Here is a 21,181-nt window from a genome sequence, read left to right as displayed (position 1 = left end):
CGTCAAAACGACAGCGAGCCAAGTTCTTCAAGGCCCTCTGTGTCGTTACCGTCCATCCATTCCTGTTCTTTGGCCTTCCAGGCCGCTTCGTTCCAGATTTCAAACTTATTCAGCTGACCAACCAGCATGATATGTTTTTCCATGCCGGCAAACTCTCTGAGGGTTTCCGGCAGCAGCAGGCGGCCTTGGCTGTCCATTTCGCATTCCGAGGCGTTACCGATCACAAAACGCCGCAGTTTGCCGGCCATTTTGTTTAGAGTCGGCAATTTGCTGATGGTTTGTTCGAGCTTTTCCCATTCCGGTAACGGGTATAACCATAGGCAGCCCGGCTCACCGACGCATTTGTCGTCAACGGCAACAGTCACAACCATTTGGCGGTCGCAGGATTCCTGTAACTCCTCCCGATAGCGGGTAGGAATTGCAATGCGCCCTTTCGCATCCAAACTGATTGAACTTATGCCTCGAAACAAGATGAACCTCAAAAATTCCAAAAAAATCCATTTCTAACCACTTTACATCACTTTTACACCACTATAGTTTTCAAAGGGGGCTTAGTCAAGAGGCATTTAAATTAAATTCTTTCTTTTTCTACAAGGACTTACGCAGGGTTGAGGTGTGTTGGGTGCTAGGGGTAAGGGTTTTGGGTAAAAGTGATTTTTATCAAAAAGTTAATTATGGTTTTTGATGTGGATTGCAATTATTAAGCGCTAATTCTCACTTTTTTGAAGGCGATTTGTTGTAGTGAGCAGATTGAATCGCTTGGCGCGAGACTGGCTTTGCTTAGTATAAGCCTGGTGGTCAGCAGGTTCTGGGTAGTGGCTATCGTGCCGCTAGGATCGTAATATCGTTGAATAGTAAGGCAAAGCTTACAGACTTTCCGGCTTTTGATCGCGTGTCAGCAGGTTTTGGACGGCTTGTTTGGGTGGGAGATGTTCGAATAACACCTTGTAGACTTGTTCGGTAATTGGCATTTCGACGCCGTATTTTTGCGATAGGCGGTGCGCTTCTCGAGCGGCTGATACGCCTTCGACTTCCTGATTGATTTCGCTTAAAGCGAATTTTTGGTCTTTGCCTTGGCCTAATGCCAAGCCAAAGCGGCGGTTTCTGGATTGATTGTCGGTACACGTCAAAATCAGGTCGCCGAGTCCGGCTAGCCCCATGAAGGTGTCGGCTTGGCCGCCAAGTTTGATGCCGAGTCGCATGATTTCGGTTAGGCCGCGAGTGATCAGTGCAGCTCGGGTATTGGCGCCAAAGCCAAGGCCGTCGGCTATGCCCGCCGCGATTGCCAGAACATTTTTGCAGGCTCCGCCTACCTGAACGCCGATAATATCGTTGCTGGTGTAGATCCTAAAGCGTTGGTTGTGCAATCGTTCGCTAAGTTGGGCGGCGAAGCTTTCTGAGGTAGAGGCGATGGTGAGTGCGGTTGGCAGGTCGGCGGCTACTTCTTGAGCAAACGTAGGGCCGGAGAGTGCGGCGCTTTCGATATTCGCGCCCAGCACTTGTGCCGCTACCTCGCTTAACAAGGCGCCATCTTGGCAATCGAAACCCTTGGTGGCCCAGGCAATCCGCGAGTTTTCGCTGAGCATTGGTTTGATTTGCGCCAATGAGTCCCTAAAGGCGTGGCTGGGGACTGAAATAAGCAATACCGAGCTGAAAGCCACTGCTTCCTCAAGATTGTCGGTGAATTGCAGGTTTTCTGGAAAATGTACGCCCGGTAAATACCGTTTATTTTCGCCGGTTTGCTTTAGTGCGGCTATATGTCTGGGATTATGGCCCCACAAAAGGGTATCGCAGCCATTTCTGGCTGCCTGTACCGCTAAAGCGGTCCCCCATGAGCCGGCGCCAAGAATACTGATTGATGGTGGCATCCCGCTTAATTTAGCGTTTTTGCTTCAGGTTCCTGTTCAGCTTGTGCTTGTTGCAGGTGCTGCATATACAATGCGTCGAAATTGACCGGCGCCAAGATTAACTGAGGAAAGCCGCCTTTATTGACAAGATCGGAAATTACTTCTCTCGCATACGGGAACAAGACGTTGGGGCAAAAGCTGCCTAACATTGGGCCCATTTCTTGTTCGGTGAAGCCGGCTATCGAAAAAATCCCGGATTGATTTACTTCAACTAAATAGGCAGTGCTGTCGGCTATTTTTACGGTGACAGTTAATGTCAGGGATACTTCGTACATCGAGTTTTCGATGGGTTGAACGTGTGTGCCGAGATTAAGATCCAGCGCGGGCTCCCATTTTTGGGTGAATATCTTTGGAGCGTTGGGGGTCTCAAAAGAAATGTCTTTGGTATAAATCTTTTGAATCGCGAATTGCTTTTCGCTGGATGTGTTGATTTCGGCCATGATGATTATTTGTTGGGTTTGGTTGATTAATCTTTAGTTTTTACTGCTGACTTTGATGGGGAGTTTGTTGTCTTCCCAGGATTGCATGCCGCCACTCATATTAAATACATTATCAAATCCGGTTTTGGTGAGCGTTTTGCAAGCGGCTACCGAGCGGGCGCCAGTCTGGCAGGTAACGATCATGGGATGATTTTTATGCTTTTCCAAAGAGCTAATTTGTTCTTCTAATTTGCCTAAGGGAATATTGATCGCATTTTCGATGTGGCTTTTGACGAATTCGTTGGCTTCCCGGACGTCAAGCACAACGACATCGTCACTGTTCATTTTGGTTACGGCTATCAACGGAGAAATGCTTTCGTACTTATTGAATGAGTTCGCGAGCAAGTCTTGGATTAATAAGAAAATAACGCATACTAGCGAGAATGCTAGCAAATAGTGATTGGTGGCAAATTCTATATATTGGTCCATCGCGTTGGTTTATTTTAGTGGTTATGGAATGCTGTTTACGTGCCGCAAAAAACGCTGCGCATCATTTGAATTAGGTGTATTACTCGCTCATCGTCGATAAAGTAGTAAACCCGATTGGCTTCTTTTTTGTAATCGAGAATGCCTTTGTCTCGCAGGATTGCCAGGTGCTGGGAAATATTGCTTTGACTCGTACCTACTTGCTCAACGATGTCTTGTACGCTGATCGAATTATTACCGAGCACACACAGGATTTTTAGGCGCAACGGATGAGACATCGCTTTCAAACAGCGCGCAGCCCGATTAATATCGTTGTCGTCGTAGTGGATGGTATCGTTTTTGTCTTCCATTTATTAACGATGATCGTGGCTAAGGTTAAGAACAGTGAGCGAACAATGGTACTTTTCGAACTATGACGACATCCTTGTGCTGGTATAATGTCGCTATGGTGCAAGTAGGTTTAATTGCTTGCGCTAACGCAATAAAAGGTGAGCAAATCTAACAGAGTGGGCTTTATTGTTCAATACCCTCGGCTAGAGGCTTAGGAAAATAGCTCGGGGCTGCGCGGGTGGACTCGCTTTTTGATGAGGCCAAATTTTATCTTCCTTAACGCCTACGAATTTAATGTTTGGAGTCTGTAACAAATGGCCCGCTTATCAAAACCGTTACTGTTGCTACCCTTGGAAATGACTGGACGGTCATTGTTGGTTGCCTAGTCGATGCGTGTCGGCAGCTATTTTTTGCTAACTTGGATTGTGATTGCCTGGGCTTTGCCCGCTAAGGGCGATCCCGTAAAAGCCCGCAGTTTGGTAGAGGTGCAGTCGCAAATTCAGCAAGTTGGCGATGACGTGAAAAGCCTGGGGGCTGAAAAGTCTCGATTGTTAGAGCAGTTGCAAAAACTGGAGCGGCAATACGGGGAGCTTGCAAATAGTCTGCGCGGCATCAAAGCCGAAATCAGGCAGCAAGAGCAGGCATTGCAGGAAGTTCGTAATAAAGGCGTTGCCACCCAAAAAGACATGCGTAGCCAGGAGAAGGAGCTTGAGGGGCTGATCAAGTCGGTTTATGCGATGGGCGGCGATAAAGAAGGCTTGAAGGTTATTCTCAATCAGCATAATCCGGCGGTATCAAGCCGAATGTTGGTTTACTACGATTACATTAGTAAGGCCCGGTTACAAAAGCTTCAGGCCATGGCCGAAGATTTCAAGGTTTTGCGGCAGTTGGAAGCGCAAAAAGACACGGAAACTCAGCTGTTGCAAGTGTCTCTCGAAAAGAAGCAACAAGAAACCGAGGCGATGCAGGCGCTAAAAAAACAGCGAGAAGCATTGCTTGCCAACATTCAGCAAGACTATGCATCGAAAAGTGTTCAGCTGGCCGGGTTGATGCATGACGAGAAAAAATTGCAGGCCTTGGTAGCATCATTACAGAAAACTGATGATAATGAAGCTCATGAGTCTGCGGTTGAGCCGGAGCGCGTAATTGAGAAGCGCGAAAAGCCTACCGAACAACCCGAACCGCCTAAAAAATCCGAAGCCAATCCGGTTCGCGAGCCGGCGGGCCTATCTTTTGCCGAGTTGCAAGGAAAGCTACCTTGGCCGGTGCAAGGTGCGATAACTGATCGTTTCGGCAGTCGCCGCTACGAGACAACCTGGGATGGTGTGGTGATTAGCGCACGCGAAGGTGCCGATATTCATGCGGTTAACGCCGGTAGAGTCGTTTACGCCGACTGGTTGCGGGGTTATGGTTTGATGATCATTGTCGATCACGGTAAGGGTTATATGAGTTTGTATGCATTCAATCAGAGTTTGCATAAAAGCGTGGGAGAGCATGTTAGAGCTGGCGAGACACTGGCTTCGGTTGGACGTAGCGGTGGGCGTGCGGATGCGGCGTTGTACTTCGGCATCAGGAAAAAAGGTCGGCCCATTGATCCCGAGCAATGGTGCCGTAAGCCGGCCAAGGGTTAATCATTTACAGGAACAGGTTGTTGGAGTTTTAAAACACATGCTAAAAAACAGAAATATTTTGATTTTATTGGTCGGTTTTATTTTAGGTGCGACGCTGAGTTTGTGTAGCAGCGTCCTGGCGGAAAAGGAATCGCCCGTTTCGACGAAGGTGGATGATTTACAGGCCTTGCCTTTCGATGAGTTGCGGACGTTTACCGAGATATTCGGGCGTATCAAACAGGATTATGTCGAGCCAGTATCCGACAAAAAACTGTTGGAAGATGCGATTCGCGGCATGCTGTCCGGTCTGGATCCGCACTCGGCTTATCTGGCTAGCGAAGAATACAAAGAGTTGCAAGAAGGCACGACCGGTCAGTTCGGTGGCTTGGGAATTGAAGTGGGCATGGAAAACGGCTTTGTTAAAGTCGTTTCTCCGATTGACGATACACCTGCCCAGCGCGCCGGCATCAAGGCGGGTGATTTGATCGTGCGGTTGGATGACAAGCCGGTCAAGGGTATGACGCTGGCTGATGCGGTAAAAATCATGCGTGGCGAACCCGGCAGTGACATTGTGCTGACTGTCGTTCGCGAAGGCGAAGAGGCACCACTGAAATTTACGTTGACCCGCGACATTATCAAAGTCAAAAGCGTGAAAAACAAACTGCTGGAAAAAAATTACGGTTACTTGAGGATCAGTAGTTTCCAATCCGGTACCGGTCAAGGTTTGGTGGACGCGGTCGACGAACTGAAAAAAGAAAACGAAGGCCCGCTGAAAGGTATTGTGTTGGATTTGCGTAACAACCCGGGCGGTGTATTGAATGCTGCTGTCGATGTCAGTGATGCGTTTATCGAGTCCGGTTTGATCGTGTATACCGAGGGCAGAATCAAAAACTCAGAAATGCGTTTTAGTGCCACGCCTGACGATATTATCAACGGTGCGCCGATTGTGGTGCTGATTAATGGCGGCTCGGCTTCGGCATCGGAAATTGTTGCGGGTGCGTTGCAGGATCACAAACGAGCCATCATCATGGGCGAAAAGTCTTTCGGTAAGGGTTCGGTGCAAACCATACTGCCGACCAGCAATGGTGCGGCAGTTAAGTTGACCACTGCCCGTTACTTTACGCCATCCGGTCGCTCCATTCAGGCGCAGGGTATTGAGCCTGATGTGACTTTGGCAAGAGTTAAGCTCGAGTCGTTGGAAAAAGCCAAGATCGAGTCGATTAAAGAAGCTGATCTGACGCACCACTTGACTAATGGTAACGCGAAGCCTGAGAAAAAATCCGAAGAAGAGGATAAAGATGATGCGAAAGATCAGTCTGAAAAAGACGGAGATACTAACGAATCCTCAGAAGCGGAAATTCGCGACTACCCTTTGCATGAAGCGTTGAATCTGCTGAAAGGTATCAGTATCATGAGAAAGTAACCTAAAAGTATTAGGCAAATAAAAACCCGCTTGGCTATATTCGTCAAGCGGGTTTTTTATTGTCTGTTTTTTGTACTTCTTGCCAGGTGCTTAAGGCAATTCTCCGACTTTGGCTTAGTTCGTCGATGCCTGATAGCGTACCGAGAAATTGTTCATGGCTGCCAGGGCCTCTTGGATATGGTTTGGATCGGAAAACTCAAACGCATTCACGCCCACGCGCGCCAAATAAAATACTTGGTCAGGCAGGTAATCGCCGACGGCTCTAATTTCCCCTTGATAACCGTCGCGGCTCCTTAACAAACGTGCTTGCGAAAAAAGTCTGCCATCGCCGAATATCGGAAAATTAAGCTCTATTACACCAATTTTACTCAGGTCGTCAGTCAGCGGTTCAATTTGATCGCTGGGGATGAGTCGAACGCCGGTTTGGCTGGAACGTTTGATTAGTTGTTCTTTATCTGCCAGCCAACGAGCTAATGTGACTGTAATGTCGCCATTTTCTGGCAGCGGATTGTCGTCGGCAATAAAAGTCCAAGTGTTTTCTACCAACTGTCGATCTTTAATGATTTGCATAAACTCTTTCTTTAAATGGTTCCAGGCCAACGCGTTTGACGGTCTCTAAGAATGCTTCGTCTTCAAGGCGTTGCTTGAGGTAAACGTCTAATATCGTTGTGATGGTAGAAGTGATTTGGTCCTTGGGAACCGATGGCCCCAAACGTTCGCCTATTGCCGCTTCGTTTTCAGAAGAACCGCCCAAGGTGATTTGATACCACTCCTCGCCATGCTTATCGACGCCGAGAATGCCGATATGGCCGACACTTTGATGGGCGCAGCCGTTCATGCAGCCGGACATGTTGATTTTAAGGTCGCCGATGTCGTGGATATAATCCAAATCATCCAATGCTTCGTTGAGTTCTTTCGCTACACCGATAGAGCCGGCATTAGCCAGCGAACAAAAATCCAGGCCTGGGCAGCAGATCATGTCGGTGACGGTGCCGATATTAGGCGTAGCCAATTTGATGGCGTCTAGTTGCTGCCATACTGTAAACAGGTCGGCTTGTTTCACATCAGCCAAGACCAGGTTTTGTCTATGAGTGCTTCTAATTTCGCCAAAGCTGTATTTATCAGCTAAATCGGCTACAGCTTCGAGTTGCTTGTCGGTCATGTCGCCCGGAGGCGAGTCAGGGGCTTTTAGCGAAACGTAAACGCCGCGATAGCCGACGATTTTATGCTCGACGGTATTGTATTTAACCCATTTTGCAAAGCCGGTGTCAGCGGCTAAGTGCGCGTTGAAGGAGTTATCGTTGCTTGCCGACGCATCGTATGGCGGTGGTGCAAACTGCGCTTTCATCTCTTCTATACGTTCATTGCTCAGCAGCATTTCATCTTTGATGCGCAGCCATTCCTTTTCGACCATGGTGGTAAATTTTTCCAGGCCGGTTTCCTTGACCAGGATTTTGATGCGCGCTTTATATTTGTTGTCGCGTCTGCCAAACAGGTTGTAGACCCGTAGAATCGCTTCCAAATACGACAGCAGATGATGTTTTTCCAGGAAGGGTCTAACGGTTTGGCCAATGATGGGCGTTCTGCCCAGGCCGCCGCCGGCTAGGATTCTAAAACCGATTTCATCCGCTTCGTTTTTTACCAGATACACACCAATGTCGTGGAACTGCACGGCTGCGCGGTCATGCGTGGCGCCGCTAACTGCGATCTTGAATTTGCGCGGCAAAAAGGCAAATTCCGGATGCAATGTGGTCCATTGCCGGATGATCTCGCAATACGGACGCGGATCTTCGATTTCGTCCTTGCAAATGCCGGCTAAGGGGTCGGAGGTTGTGTTTCTCAGGCAGTTGCCGCTGGTTTGAATGGCGTGCATTTGCACGGTCGCCAGTTCGGCAAGCAAGTCGGGTACCCGTTCCAGTGCCGGCCAGTTGTACTGTACGTTTTGCCGGGTCGTGAAATGGCAATAGCCCTTGTCATAGTCGCGAGCTACCGATGCCAGCTTGCGTAATTGCTTGGACGAGAGCAGGCCGTACGGTACTGCGACACGGAGCATGGGTGCATGAGTTTGCACATACAAGCCGTTCATTAGGCGTAAGGCTCTGAATTGGTCGGGGCCGAGTTCGCCGCTTAAAAAGCGTTGGGTTTGACCGCGAAACTCATTGACGCGCTCCTCGATAAGTGTTTGATCTTGCTTGTTATATTGATACATTTAAAGGCGATGCTTGGTTTACATACTATTTTGCTAGGTATCTGAATAATATACTGGCCGGGATTAAATGACAAAGAATATTGTATGGTGATAACATGCCCGGTTAGTTTTTTCCGCTTTCAATAATGACTAAAACATAGAGGATAAAGGGGGCTATCTTGTTGCGCTTACTGTTAATTTTGGCCGGCTTGCTGTTTTTGCCGGAAATCGCCATGGCTGAAGAGTTTCACAACCTCGGCTTAACCGGAACCGAGCGGGGCATCTACACCGTTCTGATCTTTTTGGTGGCCTATGGTTTCGTGATGGCCGAAGAATTTACGCATTTGCGTAAATCTAAGCCGGTCATTTTTGCCGCGGCCGTCATTTGGGGGCATGTAGCGATACTGGCTCAGGAAGCCGGTGTGTCAGGTGAGGAGCTACACAAGGCTTTCGAACATGACTTAAAAGAATACGCCGAATTGATGTTGTTTTTGCTAGTGGCGATGACATACATCAACTCCATGGCGGAACGGAATGTATTCGAAGCCTTGCGTTCTTGGCTTATCAGAAAACAATTCGGCTACAAGCAATTGTTCTGGATCACTGGCATCATTACATTTTTTCTGTCGGCGGTTGCCGACAACCTGACTTCCGCGTTATTGGTCGGGGCTGTGGTGATGGCGGTCGGTGCTGACAACGAGAAATTCGTGTCTATCGGTTTTGTAAACTTGGTGATCGCGGCCAATGCTGGTGGTGCGTTTTGTCCTTTCGGAGACATCACTACGCTGATGGTATGGCAGGCTGGTTACGCTGAATTCTTTGACTTCTTCAAGCTGTTTATTCCGTCAGTTGTGAACTTCGTGGTGCCTGCATTCTTCATGGCGCAAGCGATTCCAAACGGTCAACCGTTGGCAACCAATGAAGCAGCCGTGGAATTGAAGCCAGGTGGCTGGGTGGTTTGCGGCTTATTTGGCGTCACTATCGGTTTGGCTGTTAGCTTTAAGCAGTTGCTGCATTTGCCACCATTCATGGGAATGATGTTTGGTCTGTCGATATTGATGCTGTTTAGCTACTACTTGAAAGTTCGCTTTCCTGCGGAAGATGGTTCCCGCGTTGATATATTTGACCGCGTAAAAGAAGCTGAGTGGGATACTTTGTTATTCTTCTTCGGTGTGGTCTTCGCGGTAGGCGGCCTGGGTTATATCGGTTATCTGGAGTTGTTATCCAGTGCAATGTATGACGGCTTGGGTCAAACCACCGCCAACATCCTGGTGGGTATCATTTCTGCGGTGGTTGATAACATCCCGGTAATGTTTGCGGTACTGAACATGAATCTGGATATGGATTTGTACCAATGGCTGCTGGTGACATTGACTGCTGGTGTCGGAGGTTCATTGTTCTCGGTGGGTTCTGCGGCAGGCGTAGCGTTGATGGGGCAATCCAATCACAAGTATACCTTCTTCAGTCACTTGAAATGGACGCCGGTTATCGCTGCAGGCTATGCGGCGAGTATCGTTACTCACTATCTGATCAACGGTTAATTCGTCGATTTTGATAAAGCTGTATTAAAACCAGGGAAAGCGCGTGACAAAGGCTGTCAACAGTTGGAGTAGCGCTTTCTCTGTTTCTGCTTCGCACAGAGCGTGTGCAGCAGACTTTTCTCGGCATTTCGGCCGGCCTCCGTTCTCGTTGGATTCTTCGTCTTTATCTGTCTGGCTGGTCGATGGACAGGTTTCGCTGTTAATTATTAGTTTTTTCGGTCTGGCGGACGTAGCTTGCTCGGGTAAAGTATTGTTTCTGCATGAGATTGCCAACGTACGGTGCTCCCTCTTTGCCTGACAAGTCGTTGCAAGAAGCCCATTCAATAACCGCGACTAGCTCCGCCGCGCGCCGTAAACGCTCCGCGCTGGAAGTGATGCGTGAGCTTAAACAGCCCAAGGTTGCTGTCATGCTGGCGCTGGGTTTCGCCTCTGGCCTGCCCTTCCTGCTGACGGCCAACACCTTCGGCTATTGGCTGCGGGACGATGGTACTAGTCTGGTTGCCATTGGGTTTATCTCCTGGGTTGGCTTCGCCTACGCCTTCAAAGTGTACTGGTCGCCGCTGGTGGACCATGTCGATGTGCCGCTGCTGGGCCGTCTGGGACGGCGTCGCGGTTGGATGCTACTGTGCCAGATTCTGGTCGTCATCGGGTTGCTTGGCATGGCCACTGTCGGGACGGCAGGCGGGTTGGTGGCAATTGGTGTGTTCGCCTTGTTGACCGCCTTCGCGTCAGCCACTCAGGACATCGCCATCGACGCTTGGCGAATCGAATCCGCTTCCGACACCGACGAAGTGGGTTTGATGACTTCGGCGGCGCAGGTCGGATACCGCGTCGCCCTCATCATTACCGATGCCTTGATCATTGCTGCGGCGGCCCGTATCGGGTGGAGCATGTCCTACGCTGCCATGGCAATGTTGATGGCATTCTGCACAATGGCAACCCTGTTTGCCTCTGAGCCAGTCCGCGCCGAGGTGGTGCTGCACCGTAAGTCTCCGTTATGGACCTTGCGCGGCCTCGCCGATGCGGTCATCGGCCCATTTATTGATTTCTTCGCCAACCACAAGGTGGCCGGATTGCTTATGCTGCTGATGGTGGCGCTCTATCGTCTGCCCGACTTCGTGATGGGGCCAATGTACAATCCGTACTATCACGATCTGGGGCTCTCCAAGGATACAGTGGCCTGGGTGCGCGGGTCATTTGGGCTGGTTGCCACTTTTTTCGGTATTGCCGCTGCTGGTCTCAGTGCGGTTCGACTAGGTCTATTGCCAACACTGATCGCGGGGCTTGTGTTCGAGGGTTGTGGCACTGCGGCATTCGCCTTGCTCAGCGTCAACGCTGACACGGCAATTTTCGCCGCAATCATGACGCTCGACGCTTTTGCCCAGTCCTTCGCTGGCGTGGCCCTAGTAATCTATATGTCGAGCCTGACCAGTCTGGGCTATACCGCTACTCAGTACGCCATGCTGTCCTCAACCTATGCCTTGCTTGGCAAATTTCTGAAAGGATTCTCCGGGATTGCGGTTGAAACGCTCACTCCGTTCTACGGGTTGCTCGGAGCCTATGCTACCGCGTTTGTGGCCACTGGTCTGACTGCGGTGCCGCCCCTGCTGTTATTGCTGCTGCTTTGGCGTGTGCAGAATATTAAACGATAGGACTCTGGTCTTTACCTGGTTTTGAGCCAATTGGTCTAGCGGTAGTGATTTTATTGGCGTTGCTGATGAGCATGGCTGATAACAGTGCTACTCTCGAATCCTAAGTGAATAGCCAAAGTTCTTGCAGATCGCCTTACGAGATCGTATCATAAGCAGTTCTCTATCAAGTATGTAGCCCGGAACGGGTATGTGAGCGCTATGAAACCAGAAATACATCCAGAATATAAACAAATTACCGTCACCTGCGGGTGCGGCAATACTTTTCAAACCGGTTCTGTGCTGGCTTCTGATTTACACATTGAGGTGTGTTCTTCTTGCCATCCGTTTTATACCGGTAAACAGCGCGTCGTTGATACGTCGGGTCGTGTTGATAAATTCCGTAAAAAATTCGGGAAATAAAGATTTTCGAGAAGTCTTGTTCGGCCGTCGGTCAATTGGCGGCCAGATTCTTCCGAACTATATAACACCTTCAAAATAACGCTTCTTCAGCAAAAATCTCTTCCTCTGCAGGGTCTTCAGATTTAGGTGCAGATTTTGCCGTTGGTACCGTCTCTTCACTGAAATATTCCCAAATACCGCCTCTCGCTTCCTGATCGAGCAATAATCCGTCCGCCGGATTAATGTATGCCTGGACTATACCGCTCGGCTGCGCTAATGGCTTTTCCGGGAAGTTTTGTTGTACGGCCTTTATGAATTTAATCCACATCGGTAAGGCCGCTTTGCCGCCAGTCTCGCCGTGACCAAGCGGTAATGAATTGTCGAAGCCTATCCATGCAGAGGCCACTATATCCGTAGCAAAACCGTTGAACCAAGCGTCTCTTTGCTCGTTTGTGGTGCCCGTTTTGCCAGCCAAATCGTTACGGCCCAGTTGTTTGGCCTGGGTTGCCGTGCCGCGTTGTACAACATCTCGCAGCAAGCTGTTTGCCAGGAAATTGATTTTTGCTGAAATAGCGCGCGGCGCGCGGTTCGGTGGAGGCGGATCCTGGTCGGGGCAATCGGCGCATGCCAGTGGTGGGTTTGCCTGAAACAACAAGTTGCCTTTGTGATCTTCAATGCGTTCGATGAGATAGGGTTTTACCAAAAAACCGCCATTGGCAAAGACCGCATAGGCCGATGCCATGCGCAATGGTGAGGCATAGCCGCTACCCAAGGCCAGAGACAGTGTGCCGGGTAATTGTTCTTTATCGAAACCAAAGCGCATGGCCGTATCGATTGCCTGGGGTATTCCGATTTCCTGCAGCAAGCGCACTGAAACCAGATTGATCGATTCCCGGAGCGCAACCCGCAGTGATGTCGGGCCCAGATAACGGCGACTATAATTTTCCGGGCGCCAGTCGTTTTCTTGCGAAGGATCCTCGATCACGATCGGTGCGTCATTAATAATGCTGGCTGCGGTGAAACCTTTTTCTAATGCGGCTGTGTAAATAACAGGTTTGAATCCCGAGCCAGGCTGGCGTTTGGACTGAGTAGCCCTGTTATATTTGCTGTGATAAAAATCAAAGCCGCCACATAAGGCCAAAATTGCGCCGTTGTTGGGATTGAGCGCTACAAAAGCAGCTTCGGCGTCCGGAATTTGCGTGAGCGCCCATTCGTCCTTTACGAGTTCTCTAACCCAGATGATGTCGTTCGGCTTAAGAAACGCTTTTGCGGTACCGATATTTTTTTCCGGGTAAGGTTTTGCCCATTCAATATTTTTCCAGGCGATGGCAATTTGCGTGTTGTCGTAGAGTTTTGCGGTAACACCGGAGTCGGCTATTGCCGTTATCAGGGCTTGCCGGGTATCTCCAACAACATTGTCGGTTAGCTGAGCGCCGTTTTTTTGCGTATTTTTATGGGGAAAGCCTCGATAGCCGTGGCGCTCGTCATATTCGTGCAGGGTTTTTTGCAAAGCGTCTTCTGCTGCTAACTGAAATTGGCTGGGGACGGTGGTGAAAATTTTCAAACCCAAGGTATAGGCTGTCTCGCCGTATTTGGACATGACTTCTTGCCTAACCATTTCTGCGATGTATGGCGCCTGTAGCTCGACATTTATCGGCTGAATCTCCGCATTATCAACTGCTTGCACGGCAATTTCGTAATCGTGCTGGCTTATGTAGTTTAGATCCAGCATTCGGCGCAACACGTAGTTCCGTCGCTCTATGGCGCGCTGCGGATTGGCTATCGGATTGTAAATGGATGGCGCTTTCGGCAGGCCGGCAATCATCGCTTGTTGATGCAGAGCTAACTCGGAAATATCTTTACCGTAATAGGTTTGTGCGGCTGCTGCTACGCCATAGGCACGTTGACCCATGTAAATTTTGTTTAAATAAAGATCCATAATCTGATCTTTGGAAAATTGCCGCTCAATTTTCAGTGCAAGAATGATTTCCTTGAGCTTGCGTAAGTAGGTTCTTTCGTTGCTGAGCAGGAAATTACGGGCGACTTGCATCGTAATGGTACTGCCACCTTGCCGCTTTTTGCCGGTGAGGGCTAATTGGCTCACCGCGCGCAGCAGGCCTTTGAAATCGACACCGTTATGTTTATAAAAACGATCATCTTCTGCCGCGATGAAAGCCTTGATCAATTGCGGCGGCACTTGCGCGATGTTGGTCGGGATTCTGCGCTTCTCGCCAAACTGAGCTATCAGCAGGTTATCTTGGCTGTAGATGTTCAACGGCATCTGATATTGAACGTGTTGTAACTGGTCTATATCCGGCAACTCCTTGTCGAGTTCGAGCAGGAAAAAATAAACAGCAATCAGAAATGTGCCGATAAAAGCCAACGAGCAGAAGGCCAGCCACTTAAAAAGTGTCTTGATCAGGGATTTGGGTTTGGGGGCTTTCTTAATGGGCACTGAAATTCAAACGCACTGCTAAAATACAAATTGCCATTCAAAATAAACCCTTTTGATTTTGGGAACAACCTAAAGTTACTTGTAAAGTGGTTTATCTAAGAGGATGAAAATAAAAAAATCTACTATACTTCAGGCCCATGTGGGTTCTGCAAGCCTCGTCTGAGCATGCTTGAGCCAAATTCAATCATATTCGATCTAAAAAGGGTTCATTCATGAGCTGGTTGAGCAGGAATCCGTCGGCTGTGCTGGGTGTGGATATTAGTACAGCTGCGGTTAAATTGTTGGAATTGAGCCGGGTCGGTGCGCGTTACCGGGTAGAAAGTTACTCTGTGGCTCCGTTACCTCAGGATGCGATAGTCGATAAGAACATCACCAATATAGAGCAAATCGGCGCGGTAATAAAAGCGGCGGTAAAGCAATCCGGTACTCGGGCAAAACAGGCGAGCGTTGCGGTTGCGGGTTCATCGGTGATGACCAAGATTATTTCGATGCCTGCCTCTTTGTCCGATAGGGACATGGAAGAGCAAATCATGGTGGAGGCCGATCAGTACATTCCTTATTCGCTGGACGAAGTCAATCTCGATTTCGAAGTTCAGGGCATCACCAAAAATAATCCGGATATGGTCGATGTGTTGCTGGCGGCTTCTCGGCGGGAAAATATTGAGGACAGGGTTGCCGCGCTGGCCTATGCTGGCTTGAAAGCCGTTGTGGTCGATGTGGAAGCTTTTGCGATGGAAAATGCGTTTTCCTTGTTGGCGGATCAGTTGCCGGAAGGTGCCGGCAATATGACAGTCGCAATCGCCGACATTGGGGCAACCATGACATCGCTGAACATTCTGCATGAAGGTAAAACTGTTTATACCCGGGAGCAGGGCTTTGGCGGAAAACAGCTAACCGAAGAGATTCAGCGTCGCTACGGCCTGTCTTATGAAGAAGCCGGTTTGGCCAAGAAGCACGGTGGCTTGCCGGACAATTACGTAACCGATGTGCTGGAACCCTTCAAAAAAGCCATGTTGCAGCAAATCGCCAGGTCGTTGCAGTTCTTCGTTTCCTCTAGCGCCAATCGCGGCGTCGATGCGTTGGTGCTTGCCGGTGGTTGCGCATCAATCGCGGGTTTGGACAAATTGGTGGAACGTGATCTGGGCATCCCTTCTTACATTGCCAATCCGTTCATCAATATGGCGCTTTCTAATCGGGTCAAGCCGCAAAGTCTGAGTAACGATACGCCAGCGATGATGATAGCGTGCGGTTTAGCGTTAAGGAGTTTCGATTAATGGCAAGAATTAATTTACTCCCCTGGCGAGAAGAGCTACGTAAAAAAAAGCAGCAGGATTTTGTGGCGGGTATCGGTGCCGGTATTTTGGTGACGGCACTGATTTTGGTCGTCGTCTTTATGTATATCGAAGGGATCAAAGAATATCAGACCCGCAGAAACACGCTTCTGCAAAACGAAATAGCCATCTTGGATAAGCGAATTCAAGAAATCAAGGAAATTGAAGACAAGAAAAATAGGTTATTGACCAAAATTGAAGTGATCCAAAAATTGCAGGAAAGTCGGCCCGAGGTGGTGCATTTGTTCGATGAATTGGCTAAAACCACGCCGGATGGTATTTACCTGACGAAATTCGCCCAAGCCGGGTCGGTTTTGACTTTGGACGGGAAGGCGGAATCGAATGCGCGGGTGTCTGCATACATGCGGGCTATCGATAACTCGCCGTGGATGAATACCTCTGTGCTTACTGTAATCAAAGGTGAAGGTAAAAAAGACGGGCAGATGAACGACTTCACGATGACTGCCAAGCAAGGTAAGAAGACCGATAAGCCGCAACCAGGAGCCGTCAAATGAATTTGTCTGAAATAAATTGGGACATCAATTCGGCGGGTAGCTGGCCAACGCCGCTAAAAATCATTGTCATACTTATTTTTTCGGTATTAACAGCGGCTGCGGGCGTGTACTTTGTGACGGTGCCGCAGTTGGATGAATTGGACGTGCTTGAAAAGCAAGAAGAGAGTTTGAAAAGCGCGTTTGAAGTTAAGCAGAAAAAGGCTGTCAACCTCCAGGACTACCGCGACCAGCTGGATCAAATCGAAGCGTCGCTAGGTGAGATGTTAAAGCAAATGCCCACCAAGGCTGAAGTGGCCAGCTTGTTGGTCGATATTTCCCAAACCGGTTTGGCGAGTGGCCTGGAGTTTAAATTGTTTCAACCCAGTACCGAAATTAACAGGGAGTTTTATTCCGAATTGCCGATTGGTATCCATGTTGTCGGCAAGTATGAAGAATTGGGATTGTTTGTCAGCGGTTTGGCTTCGCTACCCAGGATTGTGACGGTGCACGATGTGGTGATGACACCGCTGGGTAAAGAAGGCAAAGATGGTATGAGCATGACTGCAACCATAAAAACCTATAACGAGGGTGAAACAGCGCAAGCCGCTGGCGGATCGGCAGCTAAGAAAAGGAGAGGTCAATGATGTGCGGTAGCGTGAAAGTGTATTCGACTCTGCCGGTATTGAGTTTGCTTTTGATCGGTATGACGGGTTGCGGTGGGGATGATGTCAGCGATCTAACAAAATATATTCAAGAAGTAAAAGCCCGCCCCAAGGCTGCTATCGAACCATTGCCCGAGATTAAAGTGGTGGAATCATTCATATTTAAACCCGATGGTTTGCGGGATCCTTTTCGGTCTATCGAAAGAAAGGATGACGATAGCAGTATCGACGTTTCCGGCATAAACGGTGTTAAGCCCGACATAGAGCGTCGGAAGGAAGAGTTGGAAGCTTATCCGCTTGATAGCCTGCGAATGGTTGGAACGCTGCGTAACGATAAAGGCTATTGGGGCTTGATAAGAGCTAGGGACGGCACTATCCATCGGGTCCAGGTCGGGCATCATATGGGGCAAAATTACGGCAAGATTCTGCGAATTCTCGACGACAAAATAGAGCTAATGGAAATCGTACCTGATAAGCCGGGCACTTGGCGCGAACAACAGTCTTCACTGGCATTGGCCGATGAAAAAGGGTTATAGAAATGAGTACTAAACAAAATAAAAACGGGTGGAAAGCGGCCGGCTTCGGTTTCTGGTGTTCAGTGTTGCTGGGTTGTTTTATGCACGTTGCGCTGGTGCGCGCTGATGACGGAGCAATAAACAACTTAGAGTTTTCCACCTTGGCCGGAAACCAAGTGCAGGTGCAACTGGAAATGGATGGGCCGATAGTGGAGCCAAAAATTTTTCAGACCGATAATCCTTCCAGAATCGCCTTGGACTTTGCCGGGGTAAAAAGTAATTTGGCGAAAAAAAGCTTTCCTATTAACCAAGGAGCCGCGGGTACGGTTTATGTAGTAGAGGCGTCGGGGCGGACTCGGGTTATTATCAATCTGATAGAAAAAGTGCCTTACGAAACCAAAATAGAGGGCAATAAGTTTTATGTGGTTTTGAGGTCTGGTGGAACCGTCGCTGCGGTAAATCGGGCGGTACAGCAAGCGCCCACCGCGAAGGATTCGGTGATTAGTAAGTTTTTGCCGGAACAAAACATAAAAAGTATTGATTTTAGACGCGGCCCCAACGGTGAGGGACGCTTGTTGCTGGGTTTATCAGCGGCGAATACTGTCGTGGACGCTAAGCAAAATGGCGGTAAAGTGGTATTAAGTTTCCTAAATACCAGGTTGCCGGAGTCGTTAGTTAAAAGTTTCGACGTATCGGACTTTGCGACACCCGTGCAAAAAATCGAAGCCTCTCCAAGAGGTGATAGCGTCAACATCGTCATAACACCTAACAACGGTAATTACGATTACTCGTCCTATCAGTCCGATAATCTATTGACGGTTGAGTTTCGACCGTTGACGCCGGCGGAAAAGGAAGCGCAGCAAAAAGAAAAATTCCCGTATATCGGTAACAAGTTGTCATTGAATTTTCAAGATATCGAAGTGCGTTCGGTCCTGCAAATTCTTGCCGACTTTACCGAGCTCAATATCATTGCCGCCGATTCTGTGGCGGGCAACGTGACGCTTAGATTGAACGATGTACCTTGGGATCAGGCTTTGGAATTGATTCTAAAAGCTAAAGGATTGGCGAAAAGACAGAATGGTAATGTGGTGATGGTGGCGCCGGTTGCCGAAATCATGAAAATAGAGCAGGAAGAGCTGGATTCGAAAAAAATATTTGAAGAGTTGGAGCCGTTAAAAACCGAAAATATTCAAATCAATTACGCGAAAGCGGGGGAGATTTGCGGTGTATTGATGGGGGTAGGTAATAACTCGCAAGGTGGGCAGTCGGGGGCAGGCGCGAGCGGAGGTGGTGGTTGCGGCGGAGGAGGAGGAGGTGGTTCCGTAGCCTCGCAGCAGTCCGGAGCCGGGCAGAATAGTCAAGGCGGTGGCTCGGCAAGTATGCGCTTGCTGTCGCCACGCGGTACGGCGATTGTCGATGCCAGGACCAACACGCTGATTGTCAAAGACACAGCAAAGGCTATGGAAGATGTGCGAAGAATGATCAAGCTATTGGACGTGCCAGTACGCCAAGTATTGATCGAATCGCGGATCGTAATAGCTGATACATCATTTGCGCAGAACTTGGGTACCAAATTTGGGGTGGCGCATAAAGCCGACGTCAATAGTGGCACCCAATATGGGATGACGGGTGCCGGTGTTGAAACAAGTGAAAATTCTCAAATTTTGTCGGATTTGGGGTCCGCATTGGCTGCCTCCAGTGGTGGTGCCTTGGCATTGACTTTGGCGCGCGGCGCGGATTATCTGTTGAATCTTGAGATAAGTGCCTTGCAGGATGACGGCAAAGGCGAGTTGGTATCCAATCCGCGGGTAATGACTAGCGATATGGTGCAAGCATCAATCAAACAAGGTGTACAGATTCCGTATCAAACCCAAAGCCAGGCAACAGGTCCGGTGACGGAGCTGGTCGATGCGGTGTTGGAGCTGAATGTCACGCCGCAGATTACGCCAAGCGGCAGTGTTATCATGTTGCTCGACATCAAAAAAGATTCGCCGGGAACGCCGCTTGCTACGGGCGGTAATGCTACCGTACCCATCGATACCCGGCAGTTGAAAACCAAAGTTCAAGTTGAAGATGGCGAGACGGTAGTGTTGGGCGGTATTTACGAGTCAACCGTTCAGGAATCGTTTAATACCGTGCCCTGGGTGTCGGATTTGCCGGTGATAGGCTGGATGTTCAAGAAAAGTGTAAAAAACGATACCAAAAAAGAGTTATTGGTGTTCATCACGCCTAAAGTGGTGAAAGAGTCTATGACGGCAAAGTGAGTCGTCGTTTGACTTCGTGACAAAAAGGGGCTTCATGCCCCTTTTTTTGTGGCTTGCCGAGATTGGGCGGCCACCTCGTGTTCGTTCTTTTAAGCCGCCGGCTATGCTATATTCCGCGTTCACCAGACAATCGTTACGAATATGACGACAAACAATATTTTAACTCTAGTTCTTTGGGCGCTGTTGTTGCAGGCCTGCGGCCAAACCGGGCCTTTATATATGCCGGATAGCCCGCCGCCAATTTACGTACCCAAACAAGATAAATAAGCCATGGATTTTTTTAATTATCGGCAACATGAACTGTTTGCCGAAAGCATTCCTGTTGACGAAATTGCCGAAAACTACGGCACTCCCTGTTATGTCTACTCGCGAGCTACCTTGGAAAGACATTGGCAAGCTTTCGATCAAGGCTTTGCCGGTCACCCTCATCTTATTTGTTATGCCGTAAAAGCAAATTCAAATATTGCTATTCTCAATTTGTTAGCACGACTGGGGTCTGGGTTCGACATCGTGTCGCTTGGCGAAATGCAGCGTGTGCTAGCTGCGGGCGGCAGTCCGGACAAAATTGTGTTTTCCGGAGTAGGCAAGCGCGAAGATGAAATTTTGGCAGCGCTGAAAATAGGTATACGCTGTTTTAATGTGGAAGTCAGCGGTGAGTTGGATCGTATCAACCGTTTAGCCGGTGAGTTAGGGGTTGTCGCACCCGTGTCTTTTCGGGTTAATCCCGATGTTGACGCCAAGACGCATCCCTATATTTCCACTGGTTTGAAAGAGAATAAATTCGGGATCGATATCAAGCAAGCTATTCACGAATATCGGCGAGCCGCCCAGATGTCGAATATCGAAATAGTCGGTATTGATTGCCATATCGGCTCCCAGCTAACGGAAGCCGTGCCGTTTCTGGACGCGTTGGATAGGGTGTTGGCGTTGGTCGACGAACTGCAGGCGGAAGGTATTGAATTGCACCACCTTGATTTAGGGGGAGGGCTGGGTATTTGTTATCGCGATGAGTGTCCCCCGCAACCTTCTGAATATATCGCGGCGTTGCTGCAGCGTCTGGATGGGCGAAACTTCGAAATCTTATTGGAGCCGGGGCGAGCAATCGTTGGCAATGCCGGAATATTGTTAACCACAGTGGAATACCTTAAGCCGACAGAGAATAAAAACTTTGCCATTGTTGATGCGGCAATGAATGATCTGGTCAGACCGGCTTTATACGGGGCGTGGCAGGCAATCATTCCGGCGAATGCCGAAAGTGATCAGCCCGAGTTGGATTGGGACATCGTTGGGCCAGTTTGCGAGACGGGTGACTTTCTAGGAAAGGCTCGGGCATTGAAGCTAAAACAAGGTGATTTATTAGCGGTTCGCTCAGCCGGTGCCTACGGATTTACGATGAGTTCAAACTATAACTCAAGGCCTCGAGCGGCGGAGGTAATGGTGGATGGCGATAAAACACATCTTATTCGAGCCCGAGAAACTCTGGATCAATTGTGGGTTGGCGAGCAGCTTTTGCCTGAGTAGCTATG

At 49.1% G+C, this 21,181-nt stretch carries 20 protein-coding genes; 12 read left to right on the top strand and 8 right to left on the bottom strand.

What is annotated here, in order from left to right; genetic code table 11:
- Positions 1 to 2 precede the first annotated feature (2 nt).
- The 5 genes from mraZ to G006_RS0113620 form a co-directional block, all read right to left on the bottom strand.
- Complete coding sequence (mraZ, locus tag G006_RS0113640; protein WP_026147052.1) at positions 3 to 470, bottom strand: division/cell wall cluster transcriptional repressor MraZ; 468 nt, start codon at positions 468 to 470, stop codon at positions 3 to 5.
- A 396-nt stretch (positions 471 to 866) separates the two neighbouring features.
- Positions 867 to 1,868, bottom strand: coding sequence for an NAD(P)H-dependent glycerol-3-phosphate dehydrogenase (gene gpsA, locus G006_RS0113635; protein ID WP_020483754.1), 1,002 nt, complete (start codon positions 1,866 to 1,868; stop codon positions 867 to 869).
- A gap of 5 nt (positions 1,869 to 1,873) precedes the next feature.
- Entirely contained in the window at positions 1,874 to 2,347 is a 474-nt protein-coding gene (secB, locus tag G006_RS0113630) for a protein-export chaperone SecB (protein WP_020483753.1), read from the bottom strand.
- A gap of 33 nt (positions 2,348 to 2,380) precedes the next feature.
- Complete coding sequence (locus G006_RS0113625; protein ID WP_327036686.1) at positions 2,381 to 2,671, bottom strand: rhodanese-like domain-containing protein; 291 nt, start codon at positions 2,669 to 2,671, stop codon at positions 2,381 to 2,383.
- 179 nt (positions 2,672 to 2,850) lie between these two features.
- On the bottom strand, positions 2,851 to 3,162 hold the full coding sequence (locus G006_RS0113620) for an ArsR/SmtB family transcription factor (RefSeq protein ID WP_020483751.1): 312 nt from the start codon (positions 3,160 to 3,162) through the stop codon (positions 2,851 to 2,853).
- 390 nt (positions 3,163 to 3,552) lie between these two features.
- On the opposite strand from G006_RS0113620, the gene G006_RS0113615 reads away from it, so the two are divergent.
- Positions 3,553 to 4,773, top strand: a complete 1,221-nt coding sequence (locus G006_RS0113615) for a murein hydrolase activator EnvC family protein (protein WP_235048858.1) — start codon at positions 3,553 to 3,555, stop codon at positions 4,771 to 4,773.
- Between the two features lie 37 nt (positions 4,774 to 4,810).
- Positions 4,811 to 6,175 carry a S41 family peptidase gene (locus tag G006_RS0113610; RefSeq protein ID WP_020483749.1) on the top strand — a complete coding sequence of 455 codons (1,365 nt, stop codon included), beginning with the start codon at positions 4,811 to 4,813 and terminating at the stop codon, positions 6,173 to 6,175.
- 114 nt (positions 6,176 to 6,289) lie between these two features.
- Here G006_RS0113610 and G006_RS0113605 read toward each other — a convergent pair whose 3' ends face one another.
- Together G006_RS0113605 and G006_RS0113600 are read right to left on the bottom strand one after the other, a co-directional pair.
- On the bottom strand, positions 6,290 to 6,745 hold the full coding sequence (locus G006_RS0113605; protein WP_020483748.1) for a DUF934 domain-containing protein: 456 nt from the start codon (positions 6,743 to 6,745) through the stop codon (positions 6,290 to 6,292).
- Positions 6,732 to 8,384 (bottom strand): nitrite/sulfite reductase, encoded by a 1,653-nt coding sequence (locus tag G006_RS0113600; protein ID WP_020483747.1) that lies wholly within the window; start codon positions 8,382 to 8,384, stop codon positions 6,732 to 6,734. The genes G006_RS0113605 and G006_RS0113600 overlap by 14 nt, the downstream gene beginning before the upstream one ends.
- A gap of 212 nt (positions 8,385 to 8,596) precedes the next feature.
- Between G006_RS0113600 and nhaD the strand changes: the two genes are divergently transcribed.
- From nhaD to rpmE, 3 genes are all read left to right on the top strand, one after another.
- Positions 8,597 to 9,904, top strand: a complete 1,308-nt coding sequence (nhaD, locus tag G006_RS0113595) for a sodium:proton antiporter NhaD (protein ID WP_085986504.1) — start codon at positions 8,597 to 8,599, stop codon at positions 9,902 to 9,904.
- A 290-nt stretch (positions 9,905 to 10,194) separates the two neighbouring features.
- Positions 10,195 to 11,556, top strand: a complete 1,362-nt coding sequence (locus G006_RS0113590) for an AmpG family muropeptide MFS transporter (protein ID WP_200860435.1) — start codon at positions 10,195 to 10,197, stop codon at positions 11,554 to 11,556.
- Between the two features lie 198 nt (positions 11,557 to 11,754).
- Positions 11,755 to 11,955 (top strand): 50S ribosomal protein L31, encoded by a 201-nt coding sequence (gene rpmE, locus G006_RS27855; protein ID WP_081607938.1) that lies wholly within the window; start codon positions 11,755 to 11,757, stop codon positions 11,953 to 11,955.
- 70 nt (positions 11,956 to 12,025) lie between these two features.
- Here the strand turns inward: rpmE and G006_RS0113585 are convergent, their stop codons facing one another.
- On the bottom strand, positions 12,026 to 14,389 hold the full coding sequence (locus G006_RS0113585) for a penicillin-binding protein 1A (RefSeq protein ID WP_020483744.1): 2,364 nt from the start codon (positions 14,387 to 14,389) through the stop codon (positions 12,026 to 12,028).
- Between the two features lie 212 nt (positions 14,390 to 14,601).
- Here G006_RS0113585 and G006_RS0113580 point away from each other — a divergent pair, with 212 nt between their 5' ends.
- The 7 genes from G006_RS0113580 (at position 14,602) to lysA (ending at position 21,176) form a co-directional block, all read left to right on the top strand.
- Complete coding sequence (locus tag G006_RS0113580; RefSeq protein ID WP_020483743.1) at positions 14,602 to 15,663, top strand: pilus assembly protein PilM; 1,062 nt, start codon at positions 14,602 to 14,604, stop codon at positions 15,661 to 15,663.
- Complete coding sequence (locus G006_RS0113575; RefSeq protein WP_020483742.1) at positions 15,663 to 16,235, top strand: PilN domain-containing protein; 573 nt, start codon at positions 15,663 to 15,665, stop codon at positions 16,233 to 16,235. The genes G006_RS0113580 and G006_RS0113575 overlap by 1 nt, the downstream gene beginning before the upstream one ends.
- Positions 16,232 to 16,858, top strand: a complete 627-nt coding sequence (locus G006_RS0113570; RefSeq protein WP_020483741.1) for a type 4a pilus biogenesis protein PilO — start codon at positions 16,232 to 16,234, stop codon at positions 16,856 to 16,858. The genes G006_RS0113575 and G006_RS0113570 overlap by 4 nt, the downstream gene beginning before the upstream one ends.
- Positions 16,855 to 17,412: a pilus assembly protein PilP gene (locus G006_RS0113565; protein ID WP_020483740.1), complete on the top strand. Its 558-nt coding sequence runs from the start codon at positions 16,855 to 16,857 to the stop codon at positions 17,410 to 17,412. Before G006_RS0113570 ends, G006_RS0113565 begins: the two co-directional genes overlap by 4 nt.
- A gap of 2 nt (positions 17,413 to 17,414) precedes the next feature.
- On the top strand, positions 17,415 to 19,655 hold the full coding sequence (gene pilQ / locus G006_RS0113560) for a type IV pilus secretin PilQ (protein WP_020483739.1): 2,241 nt from the start codon (positions 17,415 to 17,417) through the stop codon (positions 19,653 to 19,655).
- Positions 19,656 to 19,796: 141 nt separating this feature from the next.
- Positions 19,797 to 19,922, top strand: coding sequence for an LPS translocon maturation chaperone LptM (gene lptM, locus G006_RS27850; protein ID WP_081607937.1), 126 nt, complete (start codon positions 19,797 to 19,799; stop codon positions 19,920 to 19,922).
- Between the two features lie 3 nt (positions 19,923 to 19,925).
- The gene (gene lysA, locus G006_RS0113555) at positions 19,926 to 21,176 is read left to right on the top strand and encodes a diaminopimelate decarboxylase (protein ID WP_020483738.1); all 1,251 of its coding nucleotides are present in this window, start codon (positions 19,926 to 19,928) and stop codon (positions 21,174 to 21,176) included.
- Positions 21,177 to 21,181: the final 5 nt, after the last annotated feature.

Source organism: Methylomonas sp. MK1 (assembly GCF_000365425.1).
Lineage (GTDB): Bacteria > Pseudomonadota > Gammaproteobacteria > Methylococcales > Methylomonadaceae > Methylomonas.
The sequence above is the reverse complement of the archived record's forward strand: the minus strand, read 5'-3'. Positions and strand labels throughout refer to the sequence as shown.

Excerpts from the sequence above, each read along its gene's own strand:
- lptM (WP_081607937.1), top strand. The coding sequence starts at position 19,797 with ATGACGACAAACAATATTTTAACTCTAGTTCTTTGGGCGCTGTTGTTG.
- G006_RS0113610 (WP_020483749.1), top strand. The coding sequence starts at position 4,811 with ATGCTAAAAAACAGAAATATTTTGATTTTATTGGTCGGTTTTATTTTA.
- G006_RS0113600 (WP_020483747.1), bottom strand. The coding sequence starts at position 8,384 with ATGTATCAATATAACAAGCAAGATCAAACACTTATCGAGGAGCGCGTC.
- lysA (WP_020483738.1), top strand. The coding sequence starts at position 19,926 with ATGGATTTTTTTAATTATCGGCAACATGAACTGTTTGCCGAAAGCATT.
- G006_RS0113620 (WP_020483751.1), bottom strand. The coding sequence starts at position 3,162 with ATGGAAGACAAAAACGATACCATCCACTACGACGACAACGATATTAAT.
- nhaD (WP_085986504.1), top strand. The coding sequence starts at position 8,597 with ATGGCTGAAGAGTTTCACAACCTCGGCTTAACCGGAACCGAGCGGGGC.
- G006_RS0113575 (WP_020483742.1), top strand. The coding sequence starts at position 15,663 with ATGGCAAGAATTAATTTACTCCCCTGGCGAGAAGAGCTACGTAAAAAA.
- gpsA (WP_020483754.1), bottom strand. The coding sequence starts at position 1,868 with ATGCCACCATCAATCAGTATTCTTGGCGCCGGCTCATGGGGGACCGCT.
- pilQ (WP_020483739.1), top strand. The coding sequence starts at position 17,415 with ATGAGTACTAAACAAAATAAAAACGGGTGGAAAGCGGCCGGCTTCGGT.
- G006_RS0113565 (WP_020483740.1), top strand. The coding sequence starts at position 16,855 with ATGATGTGCGGTAGCGTGAAAGTGTATTCGACTCTGCCGGTATTGAGT.
- G006_RS0113580 (WP_020483743.1), top strand. The coding sequence starts at position 14,602 with ATGAGCTGGTTGAGCAGGAATCCGTCGGCTGTGCTGGGTGTGGATATT.
- G006_RS0113605 (WP_020483748.1), bottom strand. The coding sequence starts at position 6,745 with ATGCAAATCATTAAAGATCGACAGTTGGTAGAAAACACTTGGACTTTT.
- G006_RS0113625 (WP_327036686.1), bottom strand. The coding sequence starts at position 2,671 with ATGAACAGTGACGATGTCGTTGTGCTTGACGTCCGGGAAGCCAACGAA.
- secB (WP_020483753.1), bottom strand. The coding sequence starts at position 2,347 with ATGGCCGAAATCAACACATCCAGCGAAAAGCAATTCGCGATTCAAAAG.
- G006_RS0113570 (WP_020483741.1), top strand. The coding sequence starts at position 16,232 with ATGAATTTGTCTGAAATAAATTGGGACATCAATTCGGCGGGTAGCTGG.
- rpmE (WP_081607938.1), top strand. The coding sequence starts at position 11,755 with ATGAAACCAGAAATACATCCAGAATATAAACAAATTACCGTCACCTGC.